We start from the raw sequence: 25,244 nt of genomic DNA, 5'->3' as shown, positions 1-25,244 counted from the left end.
GCAGTATGGGTCTCGGCCTTCGCCGGGGCGGCCGCTACCTCGCCCTCTGCTTCTCATACGCCTTCAGATGCGTATATGCGATGCGCAGCTTCGGCACGGGAACCTTCGCCGCATCTCCGCGTGCGATGAGATCGCCGATAACGTGATCGGCTTCGACCGGCAGGCCGGCCTTGATGTCGCGGAACATGGATGCCGTCATCGGCGAGTCCTCGGTGGTCAGATTGCCCTTCACGCGCTCGAAGAACGGTCCGGCCGGCGGATAGCCCGACGCAGCGGCAATCGCGCTGGTCTCGTCCAGCATGCCAAGCAGAAAATCCCTGCCGCCGGGGGCAGCGAGAATATTGCCGACGGAGCTGCGCATCAGGCTGGTGGACGCTGCGAGCGTGGAGAGGAACACCCACTTCTCCCACATGTCCTGCAGGATGTTCTGGCTGGCGGTGGCGCCATTGATACCGCTCCTGAAGGCCTCGTCGATCGCCTTGACGCGGTCCGACAGCTTGCCGTCGCGCTCGCCGTAATTGATCGATTGCATCGGCTGGAGCTGCACCACCTCCCGCTGCTCGTTGAGGGTCGCGGCGATGGCGCAGAGGCCGCCGAGCACGCGCTCCTTACCGAACTTGTCGTCGAGGACGTCGAGATGCTTCATGCCGTTGAGCATGGGGATGATCGCGGTGTTCGACCCGACGGCGGCCGCGAACGACTTGATGGCGTCGTCGAGGTCGAACGCCTTGCAGCTCAGCAGCACGACGTCGAATTTTTCCGCGAGCTTGTCCGCTTGCACTGTCGGCGGGGCCTTCAGCGTCACATCGCCATTCGGACTCTTGATGACGAGGCCGGCGCTCGCGAGCTCGCCGGCGCGGCGCGGCCGCACCAGGAAGGTGACGTCGCGGCCGGCCTGCAACAGCCTGCCACCAAAATAGCCGCCGATGGCGCCGGCGCCGACCACGAGGATACGCATGGGATGCTCCATTGTTGCTCTTGGTGGCTACTTATAATCGTCATTGCGAGCGAAGCGAAGCAATCCAGAATGTTGCCGCGATCACATTCTGTCGCTGGAGAATGAAGGTACTACGTCCCCAGCACCATCTCCTCGACCTCACGCAGCTGCTCCTTACCGAAGAACATCTCATTGCCGACGAAGAAGGTCGGCGAGCCGAACGCGCCGCGCGCCACCGCTTCCTCGGTATTCTTGATCAGTCTGCCTTTCACCTCGGGTTCCTGCGCGCGGGCGAATAACTTTTGCGCATCGAGGCCGGATGACGCCAGCGCCTTCGTCGCGACCTCAGGGTCGTCCATCTTCTTCGGCTCGCGCCACATGTGGTGGAAGGCGGCTTCGACATAGGTCTCGAACACGCCCTCGAGCTGCGCTGCGATCGCCGCGCGCATCAAATTCAACGTGTTGACGGGGAAGAACGGATTCATGATGTAGGGCTGGACTTTGAAGCGCTTGATGAAGCGCTCGGTCTCGACCGCCTGAAACTCGCGCTTGTTCTTGATGCCGGCGAGCGTCTCGGCCGGCGACTTGTTGTTGGTCGCCTTGAAGATGCCGCCGAGCAGGATCGGCACATATTCGAACTTGACGCCGATGCGTTGCTCGATTGCCGGGATCGCCAGATGGCTGAGATAGGCGTTCGGGCTGCCGAAATCGAACAGGAATTGCGGGGCTGTGCGGGTCAATTCGATCTCCCTGGCGGCGCTTTTCATCCATTGTGGCGCAGGCCGCGCGACAGGTCCATCGTTTAATGACGGTCATAATGCCTTGATGTCCCGTCAGAGCAGACGCCGGATCGTCTGCTTGCGCCACACCAGGAGGTAACAGCCCATCTGCAAAACGAACATGGCGCAGAACACGATCGGATAGGCGGCCCATACGCCCTCGAGGCCGATCGTGCGGCTTAGGATCATTGCAGCCGGCAGCTCGATCGCGACGATCGCGAAGATCGAGAGCAGCATCGGCGTCAAGGCGATGCCGGCGGCGCGCAGGGCGCCCGAAAACACCGTGGCGAGGCCAAACGGAACCGAGCTCCACAGGGCGATGTAGAGGAGAGTCTTCGCCAGATCGAGCACGGCGCCGTCGGTGATGAAGATGCCGAGCACGGCGCGCGGTACCAGATAGATCAGCGCCACCAGCCCGCCGGTCAGAACGACATTGAACGCGAGGCCGGTGCGCACGATGCCCTCGAGCCGCACCCTGTCGCCGCCGCCGATCGCTTGCGCACCGAGGATCGAGACCGCGATCGAAATCGACATTGCCGTGAACTGCGTGTAACCCATCACCTGATTGACGGCGCCGTACGCGGCCGTGGCGTTTGAGCCGAAGCCGTTGACGAGCCCAAGCAGCACCAGCTCGGCAATCGCCATCACCACCATGCCAATTGCGCTCGGCAGTCCGATGCCGAGGATTTTTCCGAGCACGGCGCCGTTGAGCCGCAGATGACGCAGCAGTGCAGCGTCCGGTGCCAGTGCATGCTTTCTCCGGAGCAGATGGACGGCGAGCACGATCAGCGTCAGCGCGTTGGCAATTGCGGCTGCCCATGCCGGACTGGTGATGCCCGCTGCCGGCAAGCCGAACGCGCCGCGGATCAGCAGCGGCGTCAGGGCGAGGCCGATCGCGGTCGATAGCGCCAGCGCGAGGAGCGGCGTCAACGTATCACCGACGCCGCGGATCATCGCTGTCATCAGTAGGAAGATGAAGCCGAGCGGCATCGTCAGCAGCATGATGCGGGCATAGGCGCTGGCCTGGTCGAGGATGTCAGCGGGCGTTGCGAGCATGACCATCAGTGGCCGGCTGAAGATCCCGCCAGCGAGTGCAACCGTTGCCGAGAGCGAGAGGCCGATCGCGAGCGTCGTGCCGACGACGAGCTTGATCCTGCCGTGCTCCCCCGCGCCAAAGGCTTGGCCGATCAAGACGGTGGCGCCGGTGCTCAGGCCGATGACGAAGGCGAACAGGAAGAACATCACCGGGAAGAATGCCGAGACTGCGGCGAGCGCGTCGATGCCGATCATCTGGCCGAGATAGACGTTGCTGACGGTGCCAAACAGCGATTGCAGCGCGTTGCTTGCCATCAGAGGTGCGAGGAAGCGAAGAAACGTCGTCCAGAGAGGCGCGGATGCGGACATGAATTTGCCTTTCATCGAGGCGTGCGAAGCCGTTGCCGCGCGATGCGCGGCTCGGCCGTTGATAGGGTGAATGCTGCGCGGTTTAAGCCCGGTCGCTGTAGGCGAGCTTGACGATGTGGTCGCGGATGTCAGTCGGCCAGTCGGCGATCAGCCCGGTGAAGCGCCGTCGTTCATCCGCGAACAGCGCGCGCGAGGCTTCCTCGAACTGCGGCAGATTGCTCGCCATGGTCGACATGAAGTGATAGGCCGCATCGCGCGCCTGCCGCTCGCGGTCCTTGTCGCCGCTGGCGCGTCTGGCCTCGTCGACGAGCTTGCGCAGCGCGACCGAGGCGCCGCCGGGTTGCGCGTTGAGCCACTCCCAGTGGCGCGGCAGTAACGTCACCTCGCGCGCGACCACACCAAGCTTCGGCCGGCCGCGGCCGCGCGGCTCGCTCAGTGGTTCGGTGATTTCGGTCGGCGGCGGCATGATCTCGGCCAGCCGCGCCAGCACCTCGTGATCCTCGCCGCGCAGGTCGAAATCGATCGACCGGCCAGTCCCATCGTCGAAAATGATGATCGGCTGGTCCGGATTCGATCCGGCCCGCTTGACTGCGAGGGCGACATCGCCGGCCGCTCCCGAGGCCAGCCGGCGCTGGCCCATGAAGGCTGTGAAGGTGGCTTGCATTGGAATCATTGCCAGATTGACTGTGTTGGCGATTTAATACCCGGGTAAATTTAAGGCGTCAATATACCCGGGTGAAAATAGGCGCACCGATGGCTCGACATTGTGTTCCCGGGCTGGCACCAACGGCGCGACGACCAAGCCAAGCTGGGGACCACGCGATGCTGACCGTTCACCACCTCAACAATTCCCGCTCGCAGCGCGTGCTGTGGCTGCTCGAGGAATTGGGCGTGCCCTACGAGATCGTGCGCTATCAGCGCCAGCCGGACATGCGCGCGCCGAAGGAGCTGCGCGCCATCCATCCGCTTGGCAAATCGCCGGTCATTACAGACAACGGCAACACCATCGCCGAGTCGGGCGCGATCATCGAGTATCTCATCGCTACCTATGGCAACGGCCAACTGATCCCGCCGCCGAACACGCCGGAACGGCTGCGCTTCACCTATTGGCTGCATTATGCGGAAGGGTCGGCGATGCAGCCGCTGCTGCTCAAGCTGCTGTTCACGCTGATGCCGAAGCGCGCGCCGGCGTTGCTGCGCCCCTTGGTGCGCAAGGTTTCGAATCAGGCGCTCACCGCGCTGGTCAATCCGCAGCTCAAGCAGCACATGGACTTTTGGGAAAGCGAGCTCGGCAAGAGCGAGTGGTTCGCCGGCAACGAGTTCACCGCAGCCGACATCCAGATGAGCTTTCCGCTGGAAGCAGCGCAAGCGCGCGGCGGGCTGGAGCAGGGCCATCCCAAGGCGATGGCGTTCCTGGAGCGCATCCACGCGCGGCCGGCGTATAACCGCGCGCTCGAAAAGGGCGGGCCTTATCAGGTCGGGCGCTAAATCATCTCGGCGCAGTGACAGGGTTACTGTCCCGCAGCTTCCGCCCCACGCGTGCGCGGATCGGGCGCGCCGAGCGGCCCATTCGGCGTCACCAGAATCGAATTGGCCGATGTCTGTCCCATCGGCTCCACGACGAAGTGGCCTATCGCCTTCAGCTCCAGCAGAACATCGGCAGGAAAGCCGCTCTCGACGCGCACCTCGTCCGGCAGCCATTGGTGATGCAGCCGCGGTACGGAGACGGCGGCAGCCACATCCATCTTGTAGTCGAGGACGTTCACGATCACCTGGAGCACGGTCGAGATGATGCGGCTGCCACCAGGCGAGCCCGTCACCAGCACCGGCTTGCCGTCTTTGAGCACGATGGTCGGTGACATCGACGACAGCGGGCGTTTTCCAGGCCCTGGCAGATTGGCCTCGAAGCCGACGAGGCCGTAGGCATTCGAGGCGCCGACCGCCGCGGTGAAGTCGTCGAGCTCGTTATTGAGCAGCACGCCGCTGCCGTCGGCAACGAGGCCGACGCCATAGCTGAAGTTCAATGTGTAGGTGTTGCTGACGGCATTGCCGCGGCCGTCGACGACGGAGAAATGCGTGGTGTTGCTGCCCTCGCGCGGCGAGATAGCAGCAGAAACGAGCTCTTTCGAAGGCGTGGCGCGCTCGGCGGAGATGCCCGCGCGCAGCTTGGCAGCGTAGTCCTTCGCGGTCAGCGTCTCGATCGGTGCGTTGACGAAGGCGGGATCGCCGAGATAGCGCGCGCGGTCCGCATAGGCGCGCTTCATAGCTTCGATCAGGAGATGCAGCGATGCCGGCGATCCCTGCTTCAGATCGGCGAGCTGGAAGCCTTCGAGAATGTTGAGCGTTTCCACCAGCACCACGCCGCCGGACGAGGGCAGCGGCATCGATACGATGTCGTAGCCGCGATAGGTGCCGCGCACCGGCGCGCGGATCACCGCCTGATAGGACTTCAGATCGGCAGGCGTCATGATGCCGCCGGCGTCAGCCACGGCCTTGGCGAGTTTCTCGGCAACTGGCCCCTCATAGAAGCCGCGTGGCCCCTGTGCGGCCACGGCCGATAGCGTTTCGGCGAGATCGCCCTGCGCCAGCCTGTCGCCTTCGCCAAGTGGCGTGCCGTCGGGGCGCGAGAAGATCTTGGCCGAGGAAGGCCAGCGCGCCAGCCGCCGGTGCCAGGCCGGCAGCGTATCGGCCATGTCGTCGCTGACGGCAAAGCCATCGCGAGCGAGCGCGATCGCCGGCTCGAGCAATTGCGCCAGCGTGAACTGACCGGAGCCATATTTCTCCAATGCGAGCGCGAGACCTGCAACGGTGCCGGGCACGCCGACGCCAAGCGCGGAATCCCGTGACCTCGTCGGGTCAGGCTTGCCATCGGGCCCCAGGAAAACTTGCGGCGTGGTCGCAGCTGGCGCGGTCTCGCGATAGTCGATAGTGATGTCTTCGTTGCGATCGGCGGAATGGATCACCATGAAGCCGCCGCCGCCGATATTTCCTGCGCGCGGATAGGTCACGGCCATCGCAAAGCCGGTGGCGACCGCGGCATCGACGGCATTGCCGCCACGGCGCAGGATGTCGGCGCCGACCTGCGCAGATATCTTCTCCTGCGCCACCACCATGCCGTGTTCGGCAGCAACGGCGCGCACCATATCGCGCGCGGGCGGGACATAGCCCCGCCGCGCGTCCTGGGCCGTCACAGCGACAAGACCGAACGCCAGCGTGGCTATGACGGCGAAAAATGTCCGCCGTGTCGAATATGACAACATCATCAAAATTCCCGTCGCGCCTTCCGGCCAGTTCACACGCGTCACGGCAATGCTATACGGTTTGCCCCGAGACAGGCAAAACTGTTCGTGATGGGGACTGCGTGATGACAACGATCGCCCAGGATGTGCGCATGGCCGGCGTGCCGCGGACCTATCCGCGGCGCGCCGCCGTCGTCAGCTGGATCTTCTTCGATTGGGCCGCGCAGCCTTATTTCACACTGATTACGACCTTCGTGTTCGCGCCCTATTTCGCGACCGGCATCGCGCCAAATCCCGCCATCGGTCAATCGCTGTGGGGCTTTGCGATGGCGGCCGCGGGCCTTGCGATCGCATTGCTGTCGCCGGTGCTCGGAGCCATCGCGGATGCTTCGGGCCGCAGGAAACCATGGATCGCAGGTTTCGGCGCGGTGCTGGTGTTGGCGTCCTGCACGCTGTGGATCGGCAAGCCCGGCGATGACGCCATCATTCCGCCGCTGCTCACCGCCGTCGCGCTCGCCAGCGTCGGCGCGGAATTCGCTACCCTCTTCAACAACGCGATGATGCCGACTCTGGTGCCGCCGGAGCGGATCGGGCGGCTGTCCGGCACCGGCTGGGCGACAGGATACATTGGCGGCATTGTCAGCCTGATCATCGTGCTCGGCCTGCTCGCCGCCAATCCCGAGACCGGCCGCACGCTGCTCGGCTTGATGCCGCTATTCGGGCTCGACCCCATCACGCATCAGGGCGACCGTGCTGCCGGGCCGTTGACCGGGCTGTGGTTCATCATCTTCGTGATGCCGATGTTCCTGTTCACGCCGGATTATCCGGCAAAGCGCCCGCTGCGCGAGGCACTGCGCGAAGGACTGTCTGAGCTGAAGCAATCGATCAAAGGTCTGCCGAAGCAGAAGTCGCTCGCGGCGTTCCTGCTCGCCAACATGATCTACACCGACGGTCTGGTGTCGCTGTTCGCCTTCGGCGGCATTTATGCCGCCGGCACCTTCGGCTGGCACACGATCCAGATCGGCACGTTCGGCATCATGCTCGCGATCGCGGGTGCCCTCGGTGCGTGGCTTGGCGGCAAGCTCGACGATCGTCTCGGGCCGAAGCGCGTGATCGCCGGCAGCCTGCTGATTCTCCTGCTGTCGGTGGCGGCGATCCTGCTGGTCGACAAGGAAAGTGTGTTGTTCGTCAAGGTCGCGCCGCCGCAGCCGGGTGCGGCCCTGTTCTCGAGCGCGGCGGAGCGTGCCTATCTGGTGCTGGGGTGCCTGATCGGCGCCGCCGGCGGCCCGTTGCAAGCCGCTTCGCGCACGCTGCTGATCCGTCTGGCGCCGAAGGACCGCATCGCACAGTATTTCGGCCTGTTCGCATTGACCGGGAAGGTGACGTCTTTCATCGGTCCGCTGTTGATCGGCATGATCACCGCTGCGACGGCGAGCCAGAAAGCCGGCATGGCCGTGCTGGTGGTGTTCTTCGTCGCGGGATTGGGGCTGTTGATGCGGGTGCGGGATTAGCCGCACCACGCAATTCCATCTCCGCCGTCATTGCGAGGAGCGAAGCGACGAAGCAACCCAGACTCTCTCCGCGCAGACTGGATTGCTTCGCTTCGCTCGCAATGACGACGTGGTTACCGCCAATCAATCAATGCCTGAAGTGCCGCGTCCCCGTGAAGACCATCGCGATGCCGTGCTCGTCGGCGGCCTTGATCACCTCGTCGTCGCGCATCGAGCCGCCGGGTTGCACCACGGCGGTGGCGCCGGCTTCGATGCAGGCGAGCATGCCGTCAGCAAACGGGAAGAACGCATCCGACGCCACCACCGAGCCCTTGGTGAGCGGCTCGGCAAGCTTCAGCTCACTCGCCGCGTCCTGGGCCTTGCGCGCTGCGATCCGCGCTGAATCCACCCGGCTCATCTGGCCCGCGCCGATGCCGACGGTGGCGAGGTCCTTGGCATAGATGATGGTGTTGGATTTCACGTGTTTTGCCACACGGAATGCGAATTTCAGATCGCGCATCTCGGCATCATCAGGCGCACGCTTGGTCACGACGTTGAACGTCATGTCGTCGACCACGGCATTGTCTCGGCTCTGCACCAGCAGGCCGCCCGCCACCGTCTTGGCGGTCAGGCCCGGCGCGCGTGGATCGGGTAGGCTGCCGGCCAGCAGCAGGCGCAGATTCTTGCGTGCGCCGATGATGGAGATCGCCTCCTCGCTGGCATCGGGCGCGATGATCACCTCAGTGAAGATCTTCGTGATCTCGCGCGCGGTGTCGGCGTCGAGCGGACGGTTCATCGCGATGATGCCGCCGAAGGCGGAGGTGGAATCGCACGCGAGCGCCTTGCGATAGGCGTCGACGAGGTTCAAGCCCTCCGCGACGCCGCAGGGATTGGCGTGCTTGACGATGACGCAGGCCGCGGTACGTTTGGCATCGAACTCGCCGATGCATTCATAGGCCGCATCGGTGTCGTTGATATTATTGTAGGAGAGTTCCTTGCCCTGGAGCTGCCGCGCGGTCGAGACGCCCGGGCGCTTGTCGGGGGTTGCGTAGAACGCAGCGGTCTGGTGCGGGTTCTCACCATAGCGCAGCGACTGGATCAGCCTGCCGCCGAAGGCGCGGAAGTCCGGCGCGTCGATTTCGAGCTGCCGGTTGAACCAGTTCGAGATCGCGGCGTCATAGGCGGCGGTGCGGGCATAGGCCTTTGCCGCAAGACGCCGACGCAGCTTCAGCGTGGTTGCGCCGTTGTTGGCGGCGAGCTCGTCGAGCACGGCCTTGTAGTCCTCTGCCTCGACCAGGACGGCGACGTCGTCATGGTTCTTCGCGGCGGCGCGGATCATGGCGGGGCCGCCGATGTCGATGTTCTCGATGCAATCCTCGAAACCGGCGCCTTTGTCGACGGTCGCTTCAAACGGATAGAGGTTGACGACGAGGAGGTCGATCGGGGCGATGCCGTGGGTCTTCATCGCGTCGGCATGGTCCTTGTTGTCGCGGATCGCGAGCAGGCCGCCATGCACCTTCGGATGCAGCGTCTTGACGCGACCGTCCATCATCTCGGGGAAGCCGGTCAGCTCGGAGACGTCCTTCACCTTGAGGCCGGCTGCGGCGATCGCCTTGGCGGTGCCGCCGGTCGAGACCAGTTCGACATCGTGCGCGGCAAGCGCCTTTGCGAACTCGATCAGGCCTGTCTTGTCGGAAACGGAGAGCAGGGCGCGGGTGACGCGACGGAGATGGTCAGTCATGAGCAAGATCCTCTGTTCAGGGAGTGTCTATGCCCAGGCGCGCGGCGGATATGTATCGCGCTTCCCGATGGTGCTCCATCCAAGGTCGCCAGTCGCGCGAACGAGCGCTCGATAGCAGCTTTCGGCGTCGCTCTCAACGGCTAGATAGCGCCGGATCGCGCCTGTTTACAAGGGAAGTTCCGGCTCGCGACGGGCATTGCGGCGCGCATTGGTCACCGCTGGCGAGGCGGTGGAACGCACAAAACTCCAGCGGATCGAGGGAGCCTGCCGCGCATCCTGTCGGATCACGATCTGCGCGGTGCGGCGCGGCCCGTCATTGCCGGCCAGGAACACACTGTCTTCGAGATCGACCTTGTCGTCGAGCGCCTCAAACGTCCAGACGTCGCGGTTCGGCAACACCAGCATGACGCCGCGCGCATCCGACAACCGGCTCGCCTTCACTGCCGGATGCAGATGGAAGCGCAGCGCGAAATCGGCATCAGCGCCCTTGAAGCGTCCGCCTTGCGGCGGCGACAGCGTGTCCTCGCCGTCGATGCGCGCACCGTCATTGGCGATCATCAGCACGCGGCGATGAATCGCGCCGAATTTAGCGAGATAGCCGTCATGAGAAGTTGTAAGCAGCGTGCCGTTCTGGACTATTTCGCGATAGCTCTCGACCTCGACCGGGCCGCTGGTGACGGGCGCACCGTGCAGGAGGCGCTTCATCGCCGACATCTCGACGAACTGGCAGGATGAGGTGTCGTGATAGGCCAGCGTCGAATGCGCTGCGGTGCCCCGTGCGAACGGCCGCCAATTGTCGCGGCCCGTGGTCGGCATTCCGCAATTGGTGACGATGCGGCTGATGCCGGAGGACAGTTCGAACGACAGGCAGCCAGCATGGGCGTCGTGGCTGACGCCCGCCGGTGGCGGCGGTCCGGTATCGATGATCAGCGTGGTTTGGCCGGCGTCGAGCCGCTGGAACCCTGTATGCGGCATGTTCGCCATCGGTGCGCCGTGGGTATCGTCATAGGCGAGCAGCGTCGCGAGCAGGTCGGACGGGGTCGCACTCATGCCGTTGAACAGCGCGAAATTGCCGTCCCCATGGCGAAAGAAGCGCAGCATCGGCATCATGCGATCGATCGCGTTGAGCAGCGCCGGGGGCGGCGCGATGTTGCGGGCCGCGAAGGTCTGTCGAAGCGGCAACAGGTCGATCAGGAGATCGATCAGGGCGCCCGGGTTACGAGAGATGTGTCCGCCGTCGGGCAGGATCTGCCGCTGCAATTCGTCAGAGAGCTTTTTCGAGGCGCTGCGAATGTGGCGCGCCTGGTTGGCGAGGCATAGCGCCGCGTAGCACAGCGCGATCAGCACCTGGAGCTTCGGCACGCCGTCGGGAATGTCGAGCATGGCGTAGCGCAGCAGGCGGATCTCGCGCGCGAGGGCGCGCAAGTAACGGCGGTAAAACTTGTTGTCGGTGTCGTTGAGCACCAAGGGTGCCTGTGACAGCAGCGAGATCACGCGACGCGCCAGCACGTCGGGGCGCCGCGCGACCGGACGGCGCTTGTTGGCGGGGTTCGAGATCCAGTCCTCGACCAGTGCGCGCGCATTCGCTCGCGTCAGCGCGGTGTCGGCGGCGCGTAAGTGCCGCAGCCAACCGAAGCCGAGCAGCGCGACCTCCCAATCCTCCGAGGGCGGTTCGAGATCGAAGATCGAGCGGCCGTGGCAATTGACGATCTTGCCGGCGAAGACGAAGCGGCCGGCATAGATCTCGGCGGCGCGGGTCGCATCCGCGGTGCGGAGGTCATGCGGGGCAATGATCAGCCGGTCGGTGCGGCTGGGCCAGACCCGCGACACCGCCACAGGTCCGCCGCTCGCGCGCGCGAGCATGTTCCGCGCGAAGCGGTTCATCACCAGCGTCGAGATACGTCTGCGTTGAGCGACCGACACGCCTTGCCTTGAAGGGGAGAGAAGGATTCCGACGAATCCTTATTAATCCCAAAATCGCACGGCTGACACCACCTTGAAAGGGTACGAATTAGCGTCGGGGGTGCAAAATCCAGTGCAAAATCAGGATTTAACGAGCCGAGCCGCGTAGAATCCGTCGAGCCCGCCGAGCTTGGGATCGGCGTTTGGAAGATGACTGGGCAGGGTGCGCAGATCGCCTTCCGCGCTGAGGATTTCGTCGAGACCTGCGACCTCGGACGCCTCGATCGGAGCGCGGCGAAGCGCGGGCTCTGCGGCCAGCAGCGCAGCGATGGCCTGCTCACCCTCTTCGGGTTCCAGCGAACAGGTGCAGTAGACCAACGTCCCCCCGGATTTGAGCAGCGACAGCGATTTGCGCAGCAGCCGCTGCTGGAGCGCGGTCAGGGCGGCGATGTCAGATTGCTGCCGGAGCCATGCCACGTCGGGATGACGGCGGATCGTGCCGGTCGAGGTGCAGGGCGCATCGATCAAAATACCGTCGAAGGCTTCGGCAGGGCCGGCCCATTCCACGGCGTCAGCGACGACGGTCTCGGCCTGGAGCGACAATCGCCGCAGGTTTTCGCGCAGCCGCGCTACCCGGGCGGGCGAGCGGTCGATGGCCGTGACATGCGCGCCGGCATGTGCCAGCTGCGCGGTCTTGCCGCCCGGGGCGGCGCAGAGATCGGCGATGGACTTGCCGTTGATGTCACCGAACAGTCGAGCGGGTAGCGCGGCCGCGGCGTCCTGCACCCACCATTGTCCCTCGGCAAAGCCCGGCAGCATGGTCACCGCGCCATGCAGCAGCATCCGCACGGTGCCGGTCGGCAGCGTCTCGCCATGCAGGCGGCTTGCCCATTGTGCGGCATCCGACTTCACCGTCAAATCGAGCGACGGCTCGTGGCCGAGCGCGAGCGCCATGTCTCTTGCGGTCGCATCGCCATAATGCGCGCTCCAGCGCGCGAGCAGCCATGGCGGCAGGTCCAGGGATTGCGTGGCAACCTCCTCGACCAGGGCCTTGCCTTCGCGCGCGCAGCGGCGCAGCACGGCATTGACGAGCCCGGCATAACGCGCGGCGCGCCGGTCGGATTGCACGAGGCGAACGGAGAGATCGACGGCGGCGTGGTCGGGCACGTCCATCCAGAGGATCTGCGCCGCGCCGATCAGGAGCGCGCTCTGCGCACGCGGCGCGTCGGAGGGAATGCCCTTGTCGAGCAGGCGGGACAGCACGTGGCCAAGCGTGCCGAGCCGGCGCAGCACGGTGGCGACCAGGCGGCGCATCAGCGCGCGGTCACGGTCGGCCAGCGACTTCAGTCCGGGATGAGCGCCGCTTCCGTCGAGTTGGTCGTCGAGCGTGCGGTGCTTGTGCAGCACGCCGTCGACGATGTCGGCGGCAATCCGCCGTGCCGCAAGACCTGGCACTTCGGACGGAGGGGCGAAACGTTGAGATGGCATGCGGAAGCAAGGTTCTGAGCGAGCGGCAGTTCCGCCGCGATGGGCGCATGCCTTAACCGGCTCATTTGTGGCACGCGAATATGCCAAATGTAAGAATCGCTTCCGGCTTTTTCAGCCCTTGGGCCCCATTTCAGGGATGCGTTATTGGACGTCGCGCTGCGGGCCGTCCTGCGCTAGAAAAGCCGCACGATGAGTGACCAGCCTTCCGTTCCCGATCGCAAGCCGCTGCCGCCCGCTGCCCAGCGCGCGCTGGCTGAAGCCGAAGCGCGGCGGCAGGCCGCGGCAGCCGAAGCCAAAGCGCGGCCGAAGGAGCTTCAGGGACCGAAGGGACCAGAGCCCACCCGCTATGGCGATTGGGAGAGCAAGGGCATCGCCTCCGACTTTTGAGCCCTTGCTGGTCCAGCGGGGTGTCCGCCGTGGCCATCACAGATCGCGATGCTCGCGCTCGGTGAGCGACAGGCGACATGATCTCGATGAACTTGCCCGCGCGGCTTGCTTAGTCTCTGCTCGGATTCCATCTGCTCGATGCGGATCAGGCTTCCTTGAATGTTTTGGCCGCACGCCGACCTCGTCACCACGACCGAAACAGGGAATCTCGATTGTCTTCTTGGCACCGCGAGCTGTAACAGCACCTCGCGGTGCGACGATCGGGCGGGCGATGTTCAGCACAGAGAAGACGAATGCGCCGCCGACGAGTGCGACGTTAGCGCACGATCCCGCTCCTGCCGCACCGCGAATTCGTTTGCCTCGCCCATCGAGTCGACAATCCATGAAAAGTGGAACTTTCCTGCAGGCTCGTGTGTCGATCGGAATTGTCGCATCTGGAGCGTCGCACTTGTCGGTTTCCCCGACTCAGCCCTAGCTTGGCTGGATGCGCCTCCCCAATCGCCCCAGTGCCTATCGGCCGCAGTTCGGCGGCTCTCCGTTCCATCGCCGATTCTCCGGACTGTTGCCCTGGATGTTCGTGGTCGGCGTCGTGACGGCTGTCGTGCTTGCCTTCCGGCACGGCACGAACTGGCCCGTCCCGCATGGAGCCGACGGCCAGGCGACCGAAGTCGTCCTCCAGCAGGCGGGAGATGCTGGCGCTCGCCAGCCGGTCGAGGTGATCCGCACTGTCGACGGCGACACGTTCCTGGCGCGCGTGCATCAGCGCAGCGGCGGCCATCTCGTTGTGCGGGTTCGCCTGCGCGGCATCGATGCGCCGGAACTGAAGGCATCTTGCCAGGATGAGCTGAACAAGGCCGAAGCCGCCACCGATGCGCTGCGCAATCTGCTCGGCCAGGGGGACGTAACGATTTCCAATCTCGGACCCGACAAATACGGACGCATTCTCGCTGATGTCGCGACCCGGCGGACTGCCAACGTTGCGGCGACGCTGCTCGCGGGCGGTTACGTGCGCAGTTACAATGGCGGCCATCGCGACGGCTGGTGCGCGCGGGGCTGGCGCTTCTGGTAGCAAAAAGCCGCGTCGCAAGACGCGGCTTTGGCAATCCTCTTCCGAACTCTTCGATCAGTGCGTGACGACCACCGTCGTGCCCACGGGGACGCGGCCGTAGAGATCGGTGATGTCGTCGTTGAGCATGCGGATACAGCCATAGGAGACGAAGCCGCCGATCGAGCCCGGCACGTTGGTGCCGTGGATCGCATATTCGCCGCCGGACAGCGTCATCGCCGCAACGCCCATCGGATTGCGCGGCGAGCCGCCCGGGATGACGTCGGGAATGCTCGGCTTGTCGCGCTTCACCTCGGCAGGCGGTGCCCAGGCCGGATTGAGATACTTGCCGTCGATCTTGGTCGTGCCGGCCCATTGCTTGCCGGCCTTGCCGACGCCAACCGGATAGCGCACGGCATGGCCGTTATCGAGAATGAGGTAGAGCCGCCGCTCGCTGGTCTTGACCACGATCGTGCCCGGCGAATAATCGGCCGGGTTCGTCCCGACCATTTCCGGCCGCGCCTCGGCCGCCGTCAGCATCAAGACCCCGAACCCCATGGTGGCGGCCAGCGCCACCGCAATCCTCATCGTTATCATTTTCCCCTTGCCCCGAAAGGATCGTCCAAACCACGCAAACCCGGCAATTGCGGCTTGCCCAGACATTCCTAACCGCGCTTGTTAACCGGATGGTTTCCACGCACGGTCGCCAAAGGCCAGCCAGCGGGGGGAACAAAGGAAATGTTCGAAATAAAGTAAATGACCTGAAAACAACACTCGGCGGGAAAGATGCGAACCTGTGCCGCGCACCCTGACGAGTGCGTGAGGATGTGAGCCGCGTCATTCCGGGCGCGCGACAGCGTGACCCGGAATCTCGAGATTCCGGGTTCGGTCCTGCGGACCGCCCCGGAATGACGATGGGTTGAGCCTATGCCTGCTTCCGGTTCTGCCTGTTTCTGACGAGGTCGTCGACCACGGCGGGATCGGCCAGCGTCGAGGTGTCCCCTAAGCTGCCCGGCTCGTCCTCGGCGATCTTCCGCAGGATGCGGCGCATGATCTTGCCGGAGCGGGTTTTGGGCAGGCTCGGGGCGAACTGGATCTGGTCGGGCGAGGCGATCGGGCCGATCTCCTTGCGCACCCAGGTCACGAGCTCCTTGCGCAGATCGTCGGTCGGCTCGACGCCGGCCATCAGCGTGACATAGGCGTAGATGCCCTGGCCCTTGATGTCGTGCGGGAACCCGACCACGGCCGCCTCCGACACCTTCTCGTGCGCGACCAGCGCACTCTCGACTTCCGCGGTGCCCATGCGATGGCCGGAGACGTTGATTACGTCGTCGACGCGGCCGGTGATCCAGTAATAGCCGTCGGCGTCACGCCGGCAGCCGTCGCCGGTGAAGTATTTGCCCTTGTAGGTCGAAAAATAGGTCTGCTCGAAGCGGGCATGGTCGCCATAGACTGTGCGCATCTGGCCCGGCCACGATCGCGTCAGGCACAGATTGCCGGTGGCCTCGCCCTCGAGCACCTTGCCGTCGGCATCGACGATTTCCGGCACAACGCCGAAGAACGGTTGCGTCGCCGAGCCCGGCTTGAGTTTTGTTGCGCCCGGCAGCGGCGTGATCAGGATGCCGCCGGTCTCGGTCTGCCACCAGGTGTCGACGATCGGGCAGCGGTCGTCGCCGACGACGCGGTAATACCACTCCCATGCTTCCGGATTGATCGGCTCGCCGACCGAACCGAGCAGACGAAGCGAGGCGCGCGAGGTCTTCTTCACCGGCTCGTCGCCGGACTGCATCAGCGCGCGGATCGCGGTCGGCGCGGTGTAGAAGATGTTGACCTTGTGCTTGTCGATGACGTTCCAAAACCTGGAATTGTCGGGATAGTTCGGCACGCCTTCGAACATCAGCGTGGTCGCGCCGTTGGCGAGCGGCCCGTAGAGGATGTAGCTGTGGCCGGTGACCCAGCCGACGTCGGCGGTGCACCAGTAGATGTCGCCGTCGTGATAGTCGAAGACGTATTGATGCGTCATCGAGGCGAACACGAGATAGCCGCCCGAGGTGTGCAGCACGCCCTTGGGCTGGCCAGTCGAGCCCGAGGTATAGAGGATGAACAGAGGATCCTCGGCATGCATGTGCTCGACCGGGCATTCCGTCGTCACCATCGCCGCCGCCTCGTGGTACCAGAGGTCGCGCGTGGGGTTCATGTCGACCTTGCCGCCGGTGCGCTTGACCACGACGACCCAGTCGACGCCGTCGGTTTTGGCGAGCGCCGCGTCGACATTGGCCTTCAGCGGCACCTTCTTGCCGCCGCGCAGGCCTTCGTCCGCGGTGATGATCACCTTGGATTGGCAGTCATTGATGCGCTGGGCGAGGCTGTCGGGCGAGAAGCCGGCGAACACCACGGAGTGGATCGCGCCGATTCGCGCGCAGGCCAGCATCGCATAGGCCGCTTCCGGGATCATCGGCAGGTAGATGGTGACGCGGTCGCCCTTCCCAACGTTGCGGGTGCGCAGGATGTTGGCCATCCGGCAGACCTCGTCGTGCAGCTCCTTGTAGGTGATGTGCCGGGATTGCGAGGGGTCGTCGCCTTCCCAGATGATCGCGGTCTGGTTGGCGCGCTTGTGCAGATGCCGGTCGATGCAATTTTGGGCAACGTTGAGGACGCCGTCCTCGAACCATTTGATCGATATGTTGCCGGGCGCGAACGAGACGTTCTCGATTTTCGTCGGCGCCTTCATCCAGTCGATGCGCTTGGCCTGCTCCACCCAAAAACCGTTCGGGTCCGAGATCGAGCGCGCATACATGTCCTTGTACTTGGCCTGATCGACCCAGGCCCGCTTCGCCCACTCTGCGGGTACGTCGTAGATCTTCTCGGACATGTTTCCCTCCACATACGGCAAGCCGAACGCGTGCGATTGGCAAGCCGACTTGATCGCTGAACGATTATGCGTCGGGCTAACCGGACCCGACAAGGAGCACAAGCTGGACCTTCGGCGGGCGGGATCAAGGTCCGCAGGGCGGCATGGCGCAAACCTGAAACAGGCCAAGAGGCGCCTTTCGGCTCTTTACCCAGATCTCCGAAATAGCGGGGTGCAGACCCGCATGCGCCGACTGGAGGTATCCGGCAACCGCCTATCACTGATTCAGGACTGGCAATACGGTTCGGAACACCCTAAATGGCCAACCCGGGTCCAAAGCGACCGCAGGAACAAAAATCAGAACAGCGGCATTGAACGGTAAGAAACAGGGCCAAGGCTTAACACTATGATGGATCAGCAGAATCTCGGGACGATGCGGCCCGCTTCAGCCGATCCTGCGGCCATTGCCCTCGCCAAAGCCCTTGGACAATGGCCGAAACCGGCTGGTTTCAGGCGTTCCAGCCCCAAAAAGACCTTCGACACCAGGCCGGCGGCGACCGTCGAGGCGCTCGCAAGGGAACTCGGCCTGCGGCTCGGCGATCAAAACGAGCTGACCATCCGGCGCATCAAGCGCGGCAAGGGCTACTCCTTCGTCCGCCCGAACGGGGCTCATATCCGCGACGCCCGCACCATCCGCCGGCTGCACGCCATGGCAGTGCCGCCGGCCTACCGCGAGGTGCGCTACTCCGCCGATCCGAGCTCGCATCTCCAGGCCGTGGGACGCGATGCCGCGGGCCGGCTGCAATATCGCTATCACGCCGATTGGGAGAAGGTCCGCGAGCACCGCAAGGCGCATCGCCTCGAGAAGCTCGTCGGCGCGCTGCCCAAAATCCGGCGCAAGGTCTCGGCGTTCCTGTCAGGGGACGAGCCGACGCGCGAGTTCGCGCTCTCGGCCGTCATCGAACTGATCGCCCGCACCGCGATCCGTCCCGGCAACGAATCCTACGCCCGTCTCAACGGCACTCGCGGCGCCACCACGCTGCTCAAGTCCAACGTCACGCTGGAAGACGATTGCTTTGTGATGACTTTCAAGGCGAAGGGCGGCAAGGCGGTGCGGAAGGAGTGCGACGCAGCCAAGCTAGTCCGCGCCATCGGCATTTTGCAGCGCGTTCCGGGCAAGCGCATGTTCCAGTATCGCGACGCCTACGGCATCGTGCGCGCGGTCAATACCACGCAGGTGAACGCGTTTCTGCGCGAGATCGCCGGCATCAAGATCTCGCTGAAGGATTTTCGCACGCTGATGGCGTCCGCCGTGGTCGTGGAATCGCTGTCGCGGATCACGCCGGCGACCAGCCAGCGTGGCCGCAAGAAGCAGGTGCTTGACGCAATCCGCGCCGCTGCCGACCAGCTCTCCAACACGCCGGCGATCTGCCGCAAGAGCTACGTCCACGACACCATCGTCACCGCCTTCGAGGACGGCATCCTCGAACGCTTTGCCGCGACCATGAAGGGCCAGCGCTCGCAGGCGAGGCGCGAGCAGCTTCTGGCGCAAGTGGTGGCGACCGCGGCGGTCTGATCCGCCTGTCGGCTACGCTTTGTTCGAAACGCCGCGGTCCTGACCGGGATCGCCACCGGCAGCTGCCGTGGTGAGCCGTTCCAGATAATGTGCCCACCCCGTCGCATGTGCGGCGGCCTGTTCTGCGGTCGGCAGGCCGCTGTGGGTCATCCGCAGCAACGTGCCGCCGTCTTGCTCAATCAGGTCGATCTCGATCAGGCTCGAGCCGGGCGGCACTTCCTGGCCGCCCTCCCAGCCGAACGTGTAGGCGAGACGATGCACCGGCACGACCTCGCGGAAAGCGCCGCGGGCGACGCCGCCGCGCGGGCCGACGCCTTTAAGCAGATAGAGCCCGCCGGGACGGGGCTCCGTGGTCGCGTCGGAACCCATCCAGCTCAAAATCTTCTCGGGGTCGGTCAGATAGGCGAAAACAGTCGCGCGCGGGGCGGCGATCTGGGTCTCGCGTCGCACTATGAACGGTTCGGTCATTGGCGATCATCCCTGGGCTGACACTCGGACATGGCGGGGCCGGAGCGGCCCGTCAAGGATTGCCCGTGACAAAGACGGCGCGCTTTCGTCATGATTGAGCCATGCATCTCTCCCCGACCCTCGCCTGGCTTGTCGATGCCGCCGCAGATAGTCTTGGGGCGGACCGCCTGCTTGCGGAACTCGGCGCCCATTTGGTTGCTGATGGCGTGCCGCTTGCGGCGGGGGCGCTGACGCTGGAAGTGCCTGACCCGCTGATCGCGAAGCGGACCTGGTTGTGGCGCGCCGACACTGGCCGGGTGATCGAAGCGCTCGGCTTTGCGCCGGGCGGGCTGGCACCGGACCCGCCGAACGATGCCGGCCGCGGCTGGCTGCGCGATATCGCGGGCGGTGAGGTGCACGAAGATATCGTCGGACGGGCCGATGGGCCTTTGCTTGGGTGGATCGGGCCGGGTCCGTTCACCTCGGGCGAGATCGAGCGATTGCGCCAGGCTGCACGTTTTGCCGCGACGCCGCTCGCCGTGCTCGCCGCGCGTGCCACGTTGCGGGCGACACTCGACGCCTATCTCGGCAAGCGCAGTGCGGAGCGGGTGCTGGCGGCGCCGCTGCGGCGCGATCTTGGCGAGACCATTCAGGCCGCGTTGCTCTATGCCGACTTGCGCAACTTCACCGGTTTGTCGGAGACAAGTCCGCCGGGCGATGTCATCGCAGCGCTCGATGCCTGGTTCGACCGCATCGCCGGCGCCGTTCACGCCTTCGGCGGCGAGGTGCTGAAATTCATCGGCGACGGCGTGCTGGCGATCTTTCCGGTGATCGAAGCGTCACCGCGCCGTGCCTGCGAGGCCGCTCTGCGCGCCGCAAGCGCGGCCGAAGCCGGGATGGCCTATCTCAACGAGGAGCGCCGCGGCAACGGCTTGCCGCCGCTCGCGTTCGGTGCCGCCCTCCATCTCGGCGAGATGCTCTGGGGCAATATCGGCGCTGCCAACCGGCTCGATTTCACGGCGATCGGCTCCGCCGTCAATCTCGCCAGCCGGCTCGAAGGGTTGTGCAAGCCGTTGGGGCGGACCGTGCTCGTGTCGGGCGCGCTCGCTGCAGAGACGGACATGCCTCTGATCGCGCTCGGATCGCATTCGCTGCGTGGGATCGCCGCACCGTGCGAGGTGTTTGCGCTGCCGGAGACGTAGGGCCGAGTTTCGCTCATTCGGGCTACGTACCTACGACGACATCCCACCCATCTTGCAGACGAGCTTCCACTCCTCCGCCGTCACCGGCTGCACCGACAGGCGCGAATATTTCACAAGCGCCATGTCGGCGAGCTTCTTCTCGGCCTTGATCGCGGCCATCGTCACCGGTGTCTTCAGGGGCTTGTCGGCCTTGATGTCGACGCAGACGAACTTGCCGGTCTTGTCGGTCGGATCCGGATAGGCTTCCTTGATGACCTCCGCGATGCCGACGATCTCCTTGCCCTCGTTGGAATGATAGAAGAACGCCTTGTCGCCCCTCTTCATGGCGACCAGGTTCTGGCGCGCGGTGAAGTTGCGCACGCCGGTCCAGGCCTCGCCCTTGGCGCCCTTCGCCACCTGCTGGTCCCAGGACCACACCGACGGTTCGGATTTCACCAGCCAATAAGCCATGTTCATTCCTCTGCCTTGAAGGGGCGCGTCAACAGTACCGAGATCGCGGCATCGATCGTGCTCCGGCCGCTCAGGATCGAAGCGACCGCTTCCGATACCGGCATCTCAATGTGTTGCGAAGCCGCAAGCTCGATCAGAACCGGCGCGGTGGACTCGCCCTCGGCAAGCTTGCCTGCGGGCGGGTTCTCACCGCGGCCCAGTGCGAGGCCAAGCGCGAAATTGCGTGATTGCGGGCTCGAACAGGTCAGAATGAGATCACCGAGGCCGGACAAGCCCGTGAGTGTCTCGCTGCGCGCACCAAGCGCGCGACCAAGGCGTGTCAGCTCGGCAAAGCCGCGGGTCGTGAGCGCGGCCTGGGCCGAGGCGCCAAGTTTGCGTCCGACCGCAATGCCGACCGCGATCGCGAGCACGTTCTTGGCCGCGCCGCCGATCTCGACGCCACGGATGTCGGTGGAATGATAGGGCCGGAATCTCGGCGAGCCCAGCGCCTGCACTAGGCTGGTAGCCAGCGCTTCTTGTTTCGCCGCCAGCGTTACCGCGGTCGGCAGGCCGCGCGCGACATCGTCGGCGAAGCTCGGGCCTGACAGGATCGCCGGCTGCGCGCCCGGTGCAGCTTCGGTGATCACGTCGGTCATGAATTTGTGGGTGCCGTGCTCGATGCCCTTGGCGCAGGCGACGACGGGTACCGGCCTTGCAATGTGCGAGGCCAGCAGGTTGACCGCGCCGCGCAGATGCTGCGCGGGCGTTGCGATCAGCAGCATGTCGGCGCGCGCGGCGAGTGCCAGATCGCTCGTCACGACGATTTCCGGAGCGATCCGCACGCCGGGCAGCCGCGGATTGTCGCGCGTCGAGGCAATCCGCGTCGCATGTTCGGCATTGCGCGCCCACAGCGTCACGTTCCGTCCTGCCCGCGCCGCCACGGTTGCGAGAGCCGTGCCCCAGGCACCTGCCCCGACCACGGCGACGGAATCGAACGCGGTCATCACTAGAATCCCGCTCGCGTGTTGCCGTAGCCCGCCGGTGCCGTCGCGTTGGCATCGAGCAGCCAGCGTGCGCGGGGCTGCGCGTCCATCGTATCGGTCATGCCGAGCGCGAGGCGTTCGGCGCCGGCCCAGGCGATCATCGCGCCATTGTCGGTGCAGAGCTCGGGCGGCGGCATGATCAGCTGGGTCCCGGCCTGCTGCGCGACGTCGTTCAGGGCGCCGCGAATCGCCTGATTGGCGGCCACACCGCCGGCGGCCACGAGCGCGCGCGGCGCGCCGAACCGCTCGCGGAAAAGTCTTAGACCGACGCTCAAGCGGTCGGCCGTCGACTCCAGCACGGCGGCTTGAAAACTCGCGCAGAGATCGCTGATGTCCTGCGGCGTGAGCTCGGCGATGCGGCTCGCTTCGTTGCGGACCGCCGTCTTCAAACCGGATAGGGAGAAATTGGCGTCGGGGCGCCCTTGCATCGGGCGTGGAAAGGCGAAGCGCATCGCATCGCCGCTTGCCGCCGCGCGCTCGACCTGCGGACCGCCGGGATAAGGCAGGCCCAGCATCTTCGCGACCTTGTCAAAGGCCTCGCCAATGGCGTCGTCGACCGTGGTGCCGAGCCGCACATACTGGCCGACGCCGGTGACCGCAACGATCTGGGTATGTCCGCCCGAGGCGAGGAATAGGCAATAGGGGAATTCGATTCCGTCGGTGAGACGTGGCGTCAGCGCGTGCGCCTCCAGGTGGTTCACCGCGACGAGCGGGGTGCCGTGCACCATCGCGATCGCCTTGGCGGTGGTGAGCCCAACGATGACGCCGCCGATCAGCCCCGGGCCCGCGGCCGCCGCGACACCGCCCAGCTGGGCGAAGCCGACGCCGGCCTCACTCATGGCGCGGTCGATGATGTCATCGAGCAGATCGACATGGGCGCGGGCAGCGATCTCCGGTACCACGCCGCCGAAGCGGGCGTGCTCCTCGACCTGCGACCGTACGATGTTGGACAGGATCGTCCCGCCACCGTCAGGCGCGCGCTCGACCACGGCCGCGGCGGTTTCGTCGCACGTGGTTTCGATGCCCAATATCAGCATTGGCGAATTGTTATCCAACTTGCGCCCTTGCGCTCATCCGTAAAGCAGAGTTCTGGTACGTCCGGTAGCATTCCGGGCACGGCTTGCGCAATCGTCACGCGCGGCCGCCCTCGCAAATGGCCACCGTCAAATGGTTCGGGAACACCAAGCGATGTCCATTCTCGTCACACGACCACATCCCGACAATGAGGCGTCGGCGGCGAGTTTGCGCGCGCGAGGGCATGTGGTGCTGCTTGCGCCGGTGCTCAAGTTCGAGCCGGTCGCCTTTCATGACGAGAGTGAGACGAGCTATGACGGCATCATCGTTACATCGGCCAATGCGATCCGTGCCGTCGCGCCGCAATTGCCGGGTCTTGGTCTGTTGCACTTGCCGCTGTTTGCGGTCGGCGAGCACACGGCTATTGCGGCGCGCGACGCCGGCTTTGCCGAGGTGATCGTCGCCGGTGGCGACGCCGCGGCCTTGCGTGACAAGGTGGTGCAGAGTGCACGTGACAAGGTGCTGAAGAAAAGGAGCACGCTGCTTTATCTGGCGGGTGCGGATCTGTCGCGTGATCTCGGCGCCGAGCTCAGCGCCGAAGGATTCAATGTGGTCACGCAGACCACTTATCGCATGGCTCCGGTCAAGTTGCTGCCGCGAGAAGTTTGCGAGGGCTTTGCCAGCCATGGGATCGAGGCGGTGCTGCACTATTCCCGGCGCAGCGCGCGGGCGTTCCTGGAGGCGGCGCGGGACGAAGGTGTCGAAATCTCGGCGCTGGCTATACCGCAATGCTGCCTGTCCGAGACGGTTGCCGGCGTGCTGCGAGAGGCCGGCGCGTCGCAGGTTCTGGTTGCGGCGACGCCGGACGAAAATGCCTTATTCGACACCTTGGAGCGTGCTTTGCGCACCCGTTTGGCGTAAGAGGTCGAGCCGAATCCGACGCAATCGGATCCGAAGGATCTGTGCAAGGTATGGATGTGAGGAACCGTCACGATGGTCGACGACAAGCCTGAAGACGCAGGATTGGCCCCCGACAGCGGTCGTGCCAAGCGCGCCCCTCCCACCATCGACCTCGAGGCGAGCGAAGTCTCGACCCAGCCGCAGCAGGCGGCGGGCGAGCCCGAGGCTCAGCCGACGCCGGAGCACGCCGAGACCGAGCCGGCACAATCCGAGCCGGCCAAGTCCGAACTTGCCGACGCTGAGCCGGAACGTGACGAGGCGCCGGCCGCTGTGGCATCCGCGCCTGTATCGCAGCCGATTTCGCCCTGGGTCGTTGCCCCGCTCTCCGGCGCTGTCGCAGCCGCAGTCGTGATTGCGGTCGGTTGGATGCTGGGCTGGCCCGCGGTGCAGGCGCCGCCTGCCGCACCGCAAGTCACGAGCGCGACGGTCGATGCGCTCAGCGGGCGGGTGAGCGCAGTCGAAGCCAAGGCCGGCAAGCCCGTCGCCGATCCAGCGATGGCGGCGCGGATCGACGCGCTGGAGAAGTCCGTCAGCAGTCTGCGCAGCGACATCGCCAATCTGCGCGAACAATCCGACAAGACTGCGAGCGCACTGAACGACGTGAAATCCGCTCCAGATGCTGCCGCGCCCGATCTTGCCACGCTCAACGACCGCATTGCGCAGCTCGAGCGCGCCAGCAGGACCGAACGAGCCGAGCTCGCGCAGCAAGGCGAGAAGATCGCCGAGGCCAAAACGATGGACGACAAGCCGCTGCGCCATGTGGTGGCGGCGGCCCTGCTCGACGTCGCCGTTCGCCATGGCGATCCCTATCAACAGCAACTGGCCGCGGCGCGGTCGCTGACGGCAAAGCCGGATATGCTGAAGCCGCTCGACGCCTTTGCATCGTCCGGCATCCCGACGCCGGTCGCGCTGAGCCGCGAGCTTCTCAATATCGTGCCGAAACTGTCGCCGCCGGCGGAAACCCAGACCGGCGGCACCGGTATCGTCGAGCGTCTCCAGGCGGGCGCGTCGAAGCTCGTCCGCATCGAACGCACCGACGGGATCGGCAATGACCGCGGTGCCATCGTGGCGCGCATCACCTCGGCGGCGCTGCGCAACGATGTGGCGGAGGCACGTCGCGAGCTGAAGTCGCTTCCGGAAACTGATCGCACCGCCGCGCAAGCCTGGCTCGACAAGGCCGATGCTCGCGACGCCGCGCTCGCCGCCTCCCGCAAATTCGCCGACGATGCCATGGCGGATCTCGCCAAATCTGATCCAGCCAAGCCTGCTCAATAAAGATTCGCGCAACGATCGGCGCTTATAGGGATCGC

General features: G+C 65.2%; 22 protein-coding genes and 1 riboswitch. Of the genes, 8 read left to right on the top strand and 14 right to left on the bottom strand.

What is annotated here, in order from left to right; genetic code table 11:
* Positions 1 to 34: 34 nt before the first annotated feature.
* The 4 genes from panE to IVA96_RS31435 form a co-directional block, all read right to left on the bottom strand.
* The gene (panE, locus tag IVA96_RS31450) at positions 35 to 958 is read right to left on the bottom strand and encodes a 2-dehydropantoate 2-reductase (RefSeq protein WP_247279983.1); all 924 of its coding nucleotides are present in this window, start codon (positions 956 to 958) and stop codon (positions 35 to 37) included.
* A 110-nt stretch (positions 959 to 1,068) separates the two neighbouring features.
* Positions 1,069 to 1,677 carry a 2-hydroxychromene-2-carboxylate isomerase gene (locus IVA96_RS31445; protein ID WP_247279984.1) on the bottom strand — a complete coding sequence of 203 codons (609 nt, stop codon included), beginning with the start codon at positions 1,675 to 1,677 and terminating at the stop codon, positions 1,069 to 1,071.
* A gap of 93 nt (positions 1,678 to 1,770) precedes the next feature.
* Positions 1,771 to 3,120 (bottom strand): MATE family efflux transporter, encoded by a 1,350-nt coding sequence (locus tag IVA96_RS31440; protein ID WP_247279985.1) that lies wholly within the window; start codon positions 3,118 to 3,120, stop codon positions 1,771 to 1,773.
* An 82-nt stretch (positions 3,121 to 3,202) separates the two neighbouring features.
* Positions 3,203 to 3,784: a DUF2239 family protein gene (locus tag IVA96_RS31435; protein WP_247421351.1), complete on the bottom strand. Its 582-nt coding sequence runs from the start codon at positions 3,782 to 3,784 to the stop codon at positions 3,203 to 3,205.
* A 158-nt stretch (positions 3,785 to 3,942) separates the two neighbouring features.
* Between IVA96_RS31435 and IVA96_RS31430 the strand changes: the two genes are divergently transcribed.
* Complete coding sequence (locus IVA96_RS31430) at positions 3,943 to 4,608, top strand: glutathione S-transferase (protein WP_247279987.1); 666 nt, start codon at positions 3,943 to 3,945, stop codon at positions 4,606 to 4,608.
* A gap of 23 nt (positions 4,609 to 4,631) precedes the next feature.
* Here the strand turns inward: IVA96_RS31430 and ggt are convergent, their stop codons facing one another.
* Positions 4,632 to 6,383, bottom strand: coding sequence for a gamma-glutamyltransferase (ggt, locus tag IVA96_RS31425; protein ID WP_247279988.1), 1,752 nt, complete (start codon positions 6,381 to 6,383; stop codon positions 4,632 to 4,634).
* A gap of 101 nt (positions 6,384 to 6,484) precedes the next feature.
* Here ggt and IVA96_RS31420 point away from each other — a divergent pair, with 101 nt between their 5' ends.
* Positions 6,485 to 7,870, top strand: a complete 1,386-nt coding sequence (locus tag IVA96_RS31420; protein WP_247421347.1) for an MFS transporter — start codon at positions 6,485 to 6,487, stop codon at positions 7,868 to 7,870.
* A gap of 127 nt (positions 7,871 to 7,997) precedes the next feature.
* On the opposite strand, the gene purH is transcribed toward IVA96_RS31420, so the two are convergent.
* From purH to IVA96_RS31405, 3 genes are all read right to left on the bottom strand, one after another.
* Positions 7,998 to 9,590, bottom strand: coding sequence for a bifunctional phosphoribosylaminoimidazolecarboxamide formyltransferase/IMP cyclohydrolase (gene purH, locus IVA96_RS31415; protein ID WP_247279990.1), 1,593 nt, complete (start codon positions 9,588 to 9,590; stop codon positions 7,998 to 8,000).
* Between the two features lie 24 nt (positions 9,591 to 9,614).
* A riboswitch (ZMP/ZTP riboswitch) is annotated at positions 9,615 to 9,696 on the bottom strand.
* A 59-nt stretch (positions 9,697 to 9,755) separates the two neighbouring features.
* Positions 9,756 to 11,474, bottom strand: coding sequence for a heparinase II/III family protein (locus IVA96_RS31410; RefSeq protein ID WP_247280039.1), 1,719 nt, complete (start codon positions 11,472 to 11,474; stop codon positions 9,756 to 9,758).
* A gap of 159 nt (positions 11,475 to 11,633) precedes the next feature.
* Positions 11,634 to 12,980: a transcription antitermination factor NusB gene (locus IVA96_RS31405; RefSeq protein WP_247279991.1), complete on the bottom strand. Its 1,347-nt coding sequence runs from the start codon at positions 12,978 to 12,980 to the stop codon at positions 11,634 to 11,636.
* A gap of 189 nt (positions 12,981 to 13,169) precedes the next feature.
* Between IVA96_RS31405 and IVA96_RS31400 the strand changes: the two genes are divergently transcribed.
* Complete coding sequence (locus tag IVA96_RS31400) at positions 13,170 to 13,367, top strand: DUF1674 domain-containing protein (RefSeq protein WP_247279992.1); 198 nt, start codon at positions 13,170 to 13,172, stop codon at positions 13,365 to 13,367.
* Between the two features lie 484 nt (positions 13,368 to 13,851).
* The gene (locus tag IVA96_RS31395; RefSeq protein WP_247279993.1) at positions 13,852 to 14,436 is read left to right on the top strand and encodes a thermonuclease family protein; all 585 of its coding nucleotides are present in this window, start codon (positions 13,852 to 13,854) and stop codon (positions 14,434 to 14,436) included.
* Positions 14,437 to 14,490: 54 nt separating this feature from the next.
* On the opposite strand, the gene IVA96_RS31390 is transcribed toward IVA96_RS31395, so the two are convergent.
* The gene (locus tag IVA96_RS31390) at positions 14,491 to 15,006 is read right to left on the bottom strand and encodes a L,D-transpeptidase (RefSeq protein ID WP_247280040.1); all 516 of its coding nucleotides are present in this window, start codon (positions 15,004 to 15,006) and stop codon (positions 14,491 to 14,493) included.
* 331 nt (positions 15,007 to 15,337) lie between these two features.
* Complete coding sequence (acs, locus tag IVA96_RS31385) at positions 15,338 to 17,284, bottom strand: acetate--CoA ligase (RefSeq protein WP_247279994.1); 1,947 nt, start codon at positions 17,282 to 17,284, stop codon at positions 15,338 to 15,340.
* 385 nt (positions 17,285 to 17,669) lie between these two features.
* Between acs and IVA96_RS31380 the strand changes: the two genes are divergently transcribed.
* A complete protein-coding gene (locus tag IVA96_RS31380; protein ID WP_247279995.1) occupies positions 17,670 to 18,839 on the top strand; it encodes a DNA topoisomerase IB in 1,170 nt (389 codons plus the stop codon).
* Between the two features lie 12 nt (positions 18,840 to 18,851).
* On the opposite strand, the gene IVA96_RS31375 is transcribed toward IVA96_RS31380, so the two are convergent.
* Complete coding sequence (locus IVA96_RS31375) at positions 18,852 to 19,307, bottom strand: SRPBCC family protein (RefSeq protein WP_247279996.1); 456 nt, start codon at positions 19,305 to 19,307, stop codon at positions 18,852 to 18,854.
* A gap of 101 nt (positions 19,308 to 19,408) precedes the next feature.
* On the opposite strand from IVA96_RS31375, the gene IVA96_RS31370 reads away from it, so the two are divergent.
* Positions 19,409 to 20,488 (top strand): adenylate/guanylate cyclase domain-containing protein, encoded by a 1,080-nt coding sequence (locus IVA96_RS31370; RefSeq protein WP_247421342.1) that lies wholly within the window; start codon positions 19,409 to 19,411, stop codon positions 20,486 to 20,488.
* A 30-nt stretch (positions 20,489 to 20,518) separates the two neighbouring features.
* Here the strand turns inward: IVA96_RS31370 and IVA96_RS31365 are convergent, their stop codons facing one another.
* From IVA96_RS31365 to tsaD, 3 genes are read right to left on the bottom strand one after another with little or no spacing between them, the layout of a single operon-like run.
* Positions 20,519 to 20,938 (bottom strand): EVE domain-containing protein, encoded by a 420-nt coding sequence (locus tag IVA96_RS31365; protein ID WP_247279998.1) that lies wholly within the window; start codon positions 20,936 to 20,938, stop codon positions 20,519 to 20,521.
* Positions 20,939 to 20,940: 2 nt separating this feature from the next.
* On the bottom strand, positions 20,941 to 21,921 hold the full coding sequence (locus tag IVA96_RS31360) for an NAD(P)H-dependent glycerol-3-phosphate dehydrogenase (protein ID WP_247421339.1): 981 nt from the start codon (positions 21,919 to 21,921) through the stop codon (positions 20,941 to 20,943).
* A 2-nt stretch (positions 21,922 to 21,923) separates the two neighbouring features.
* A complete protein-coding gene (tsaD, locus tag IVA96_RS31355) occupies positions 21,924 to 22,997 on the bottom strand; it encodes a tRNA (adenosine(37)-N6)-threonylcarbamoyltransferase complex transferase subunit TsaD (protein WP_247421335.1) in 1,074 nt (357 codons plus the stop codon).
* A gap of 151 nt (positions 22,998 to 23,148) precedes the next feature.
* Here tsaD and IVA96_RS31350 point away from each other — a divergent pair, with 151 nt between their 5' ends.
* Together IVA96_RS31350 and IVA96_RS31345 are read left to right on the top strand one after the other, a co-directional pair.
* Positions 23,149 to 23,895, top strand: coding sequence for a uroporphyrinogen-III synthase (locus IVA96_RS31350; RefSeq protein WP_247280001.1), 747 nt, complete (start codon positions 23,149 to 23,151; stop codon positions 23,893 to 23,895).
* A 72-nt stretch (positions 23,896 to 23,967) separates the two neighbouring features.
* Entirely contained in the window at positions 23,968 to 25,209 is a 1,242-nt protein-coding gene (locus IVA96_RS31345) for a hypothetical protein (RefSeq protein ID WP_247280002.1), read from the top strand.
* Positions 25,210 to 25,244: the final 35 nt, after the last annotated feature.

It is taken from the genome of Bradyrhizobium sp. 159 (assembly GCF_023073795.1).
GTDB lineage: Bacteria > Pseudomonadota > Alphaproteobacteria > Rhizobiales > Xanthobacteraceae > Bradyrhizobium.
Note: the sequence above shows the minus strand (reverse complement) of the source record. Positions and strands in the feature narration are given on the sequence as shown.

Bases quoted from the DNA above. Each gene is read 5' to 3' on its own strand.
- panE (WP_247279983.1), bottom strand. From the start codon at position 958: ATGCGTATCCTCGTGGTCGGCGCCGGCGCCATCGGCGGCTATTTTGGT.
- IVA96_RS31440 (WP_247279985.1), bottom strand. From the start codon at position 3,120: ATGTCCGCATCCGCGCCTCTCTGGACGACGTTTCTTCGCTTCCTCGCA.
- IVA96_RS31435 (WP_247421351.1), bottom strand. From the start codon at position 3,784: ATGCAAGCCACCTTCACAGCCTTCATGGGCCAGCGCCGGCTGGCCTCG.
- IVA96_RS31430 (WP_247279987.1), top strand. From the start codon at position 3,943: ATGCTGACCGTTCACCACCTCAACAATTCCCGCTCGCAGCGCGTGCTG.
- ggt (WP_247279988.1), bottom strand. From the start codon at position 6,383: ATGATGTTGTCATATTCGACACGGCGGACATTTTTCGCCGTCATAGCC.
- IVA96_RS31420 (WP_247421347.1), top strand. From the start codon at position 6,485: ATGACAACGATCGCCCAGGATGTGCGCATGGCCGGCGTGCCGCGGACC.
- purH (WP_247279990.1), bottom strand. From the start codon at position 9,590: ATGACTGACCATCTCCGTCGCGTCACCCGCGCCCTGCTCTCCGTTTCC.
- IVA96_RS31410 (WP_247280039.1), bottom strand. From the start codon at position 11,474: ATGAACCGCTTCGCGCGGAACATGCTCGCGCGCGCGAGCGGCGGACCT.
- IVA96_RS31405 (WP_247279991.1), bottom strand. From the start codon at position 12,980: ATGCCATCTCAACGTTTCGCCCCTCCGTCCGAAGTGCCAGGTCTTGCG.
- IVA96_RS31400 (WP_247279992.1), top strand. From the start codon at position 13,170: ATGAGTGACCAGCCTTCCGTTCCCGATCGCAAGCCGCTGCCGCCCGCT.
- IVA96_RS31395 (WP_247279993.1), top strand. From the start codon at position 13,852: ATGCGCCTCCCCAATCGCCCCAGTGCCTATCGGCCGCAGTTCGGCGGC.
- acs (WP_247279994.1), bottom strand. From the start codon at position 17,284: ATGTCCGAGAAGATCTACGACGTACCCGCAGAGTGGGCGAAGCGGGCC.
- IVA96_RS31380 (WP_247279995.1), top strand. From the start codon at position 17,670: ATGATGGATCAGCAGAATCTCGGGACGATGCGGCCCGCTTCAGCCGAT.
- IVA96_RS31375 (WP_247279996.1), bottom strand. From the start codon at position 19,307: ATGACCGAACCGTTCATAGTGCGACGCGAGACCCAGATCGCCGCCCCG.
- IVA96_RS31370 (WP_247421342.1), top strand. From the start codon at position 19,409: ATGCATCTCTCCCCGACCCTCGCCTGGCTTGTCGATGCCGCCGCAGAT.
- IVA96_RS31365 (WP_247279998.1), bottom strand. From the start codon at position 20,938: ATGGCTTATTGGCTGGTGAAATCCGAACCGTCGGTGTGGTCCTGGGAC.
- IVA96_RS31360 (WP_247421339.1), bottom strand. From the start codon at position 21,921: ATGACCGCGTTCGATTCCGTCGCCGTGGTCGGGGCAGGTGCCTGGGGC.
- tsaD (WP_247421335.1), bottom strand. From the start codon at position 22,997: ATGCTGATATTGGGCATCGAAACCACGTGCGACGAAACCGCCGCGGCC.
- IVA96_RS31350 (WP_247280001.1), top strand. From the start codon at position 23,149: ATGTCCATTCTCGTCACACGACCACATCCCGACAATGAGGCGTCGGCG.
- IVA96_RS31345 (WP_247280002.1), top strand. From the start codon at position 23,968: ATGGTCGACGACAAGCCTGAAGACGCAGGATTGGCCCCCGACAGCGGT.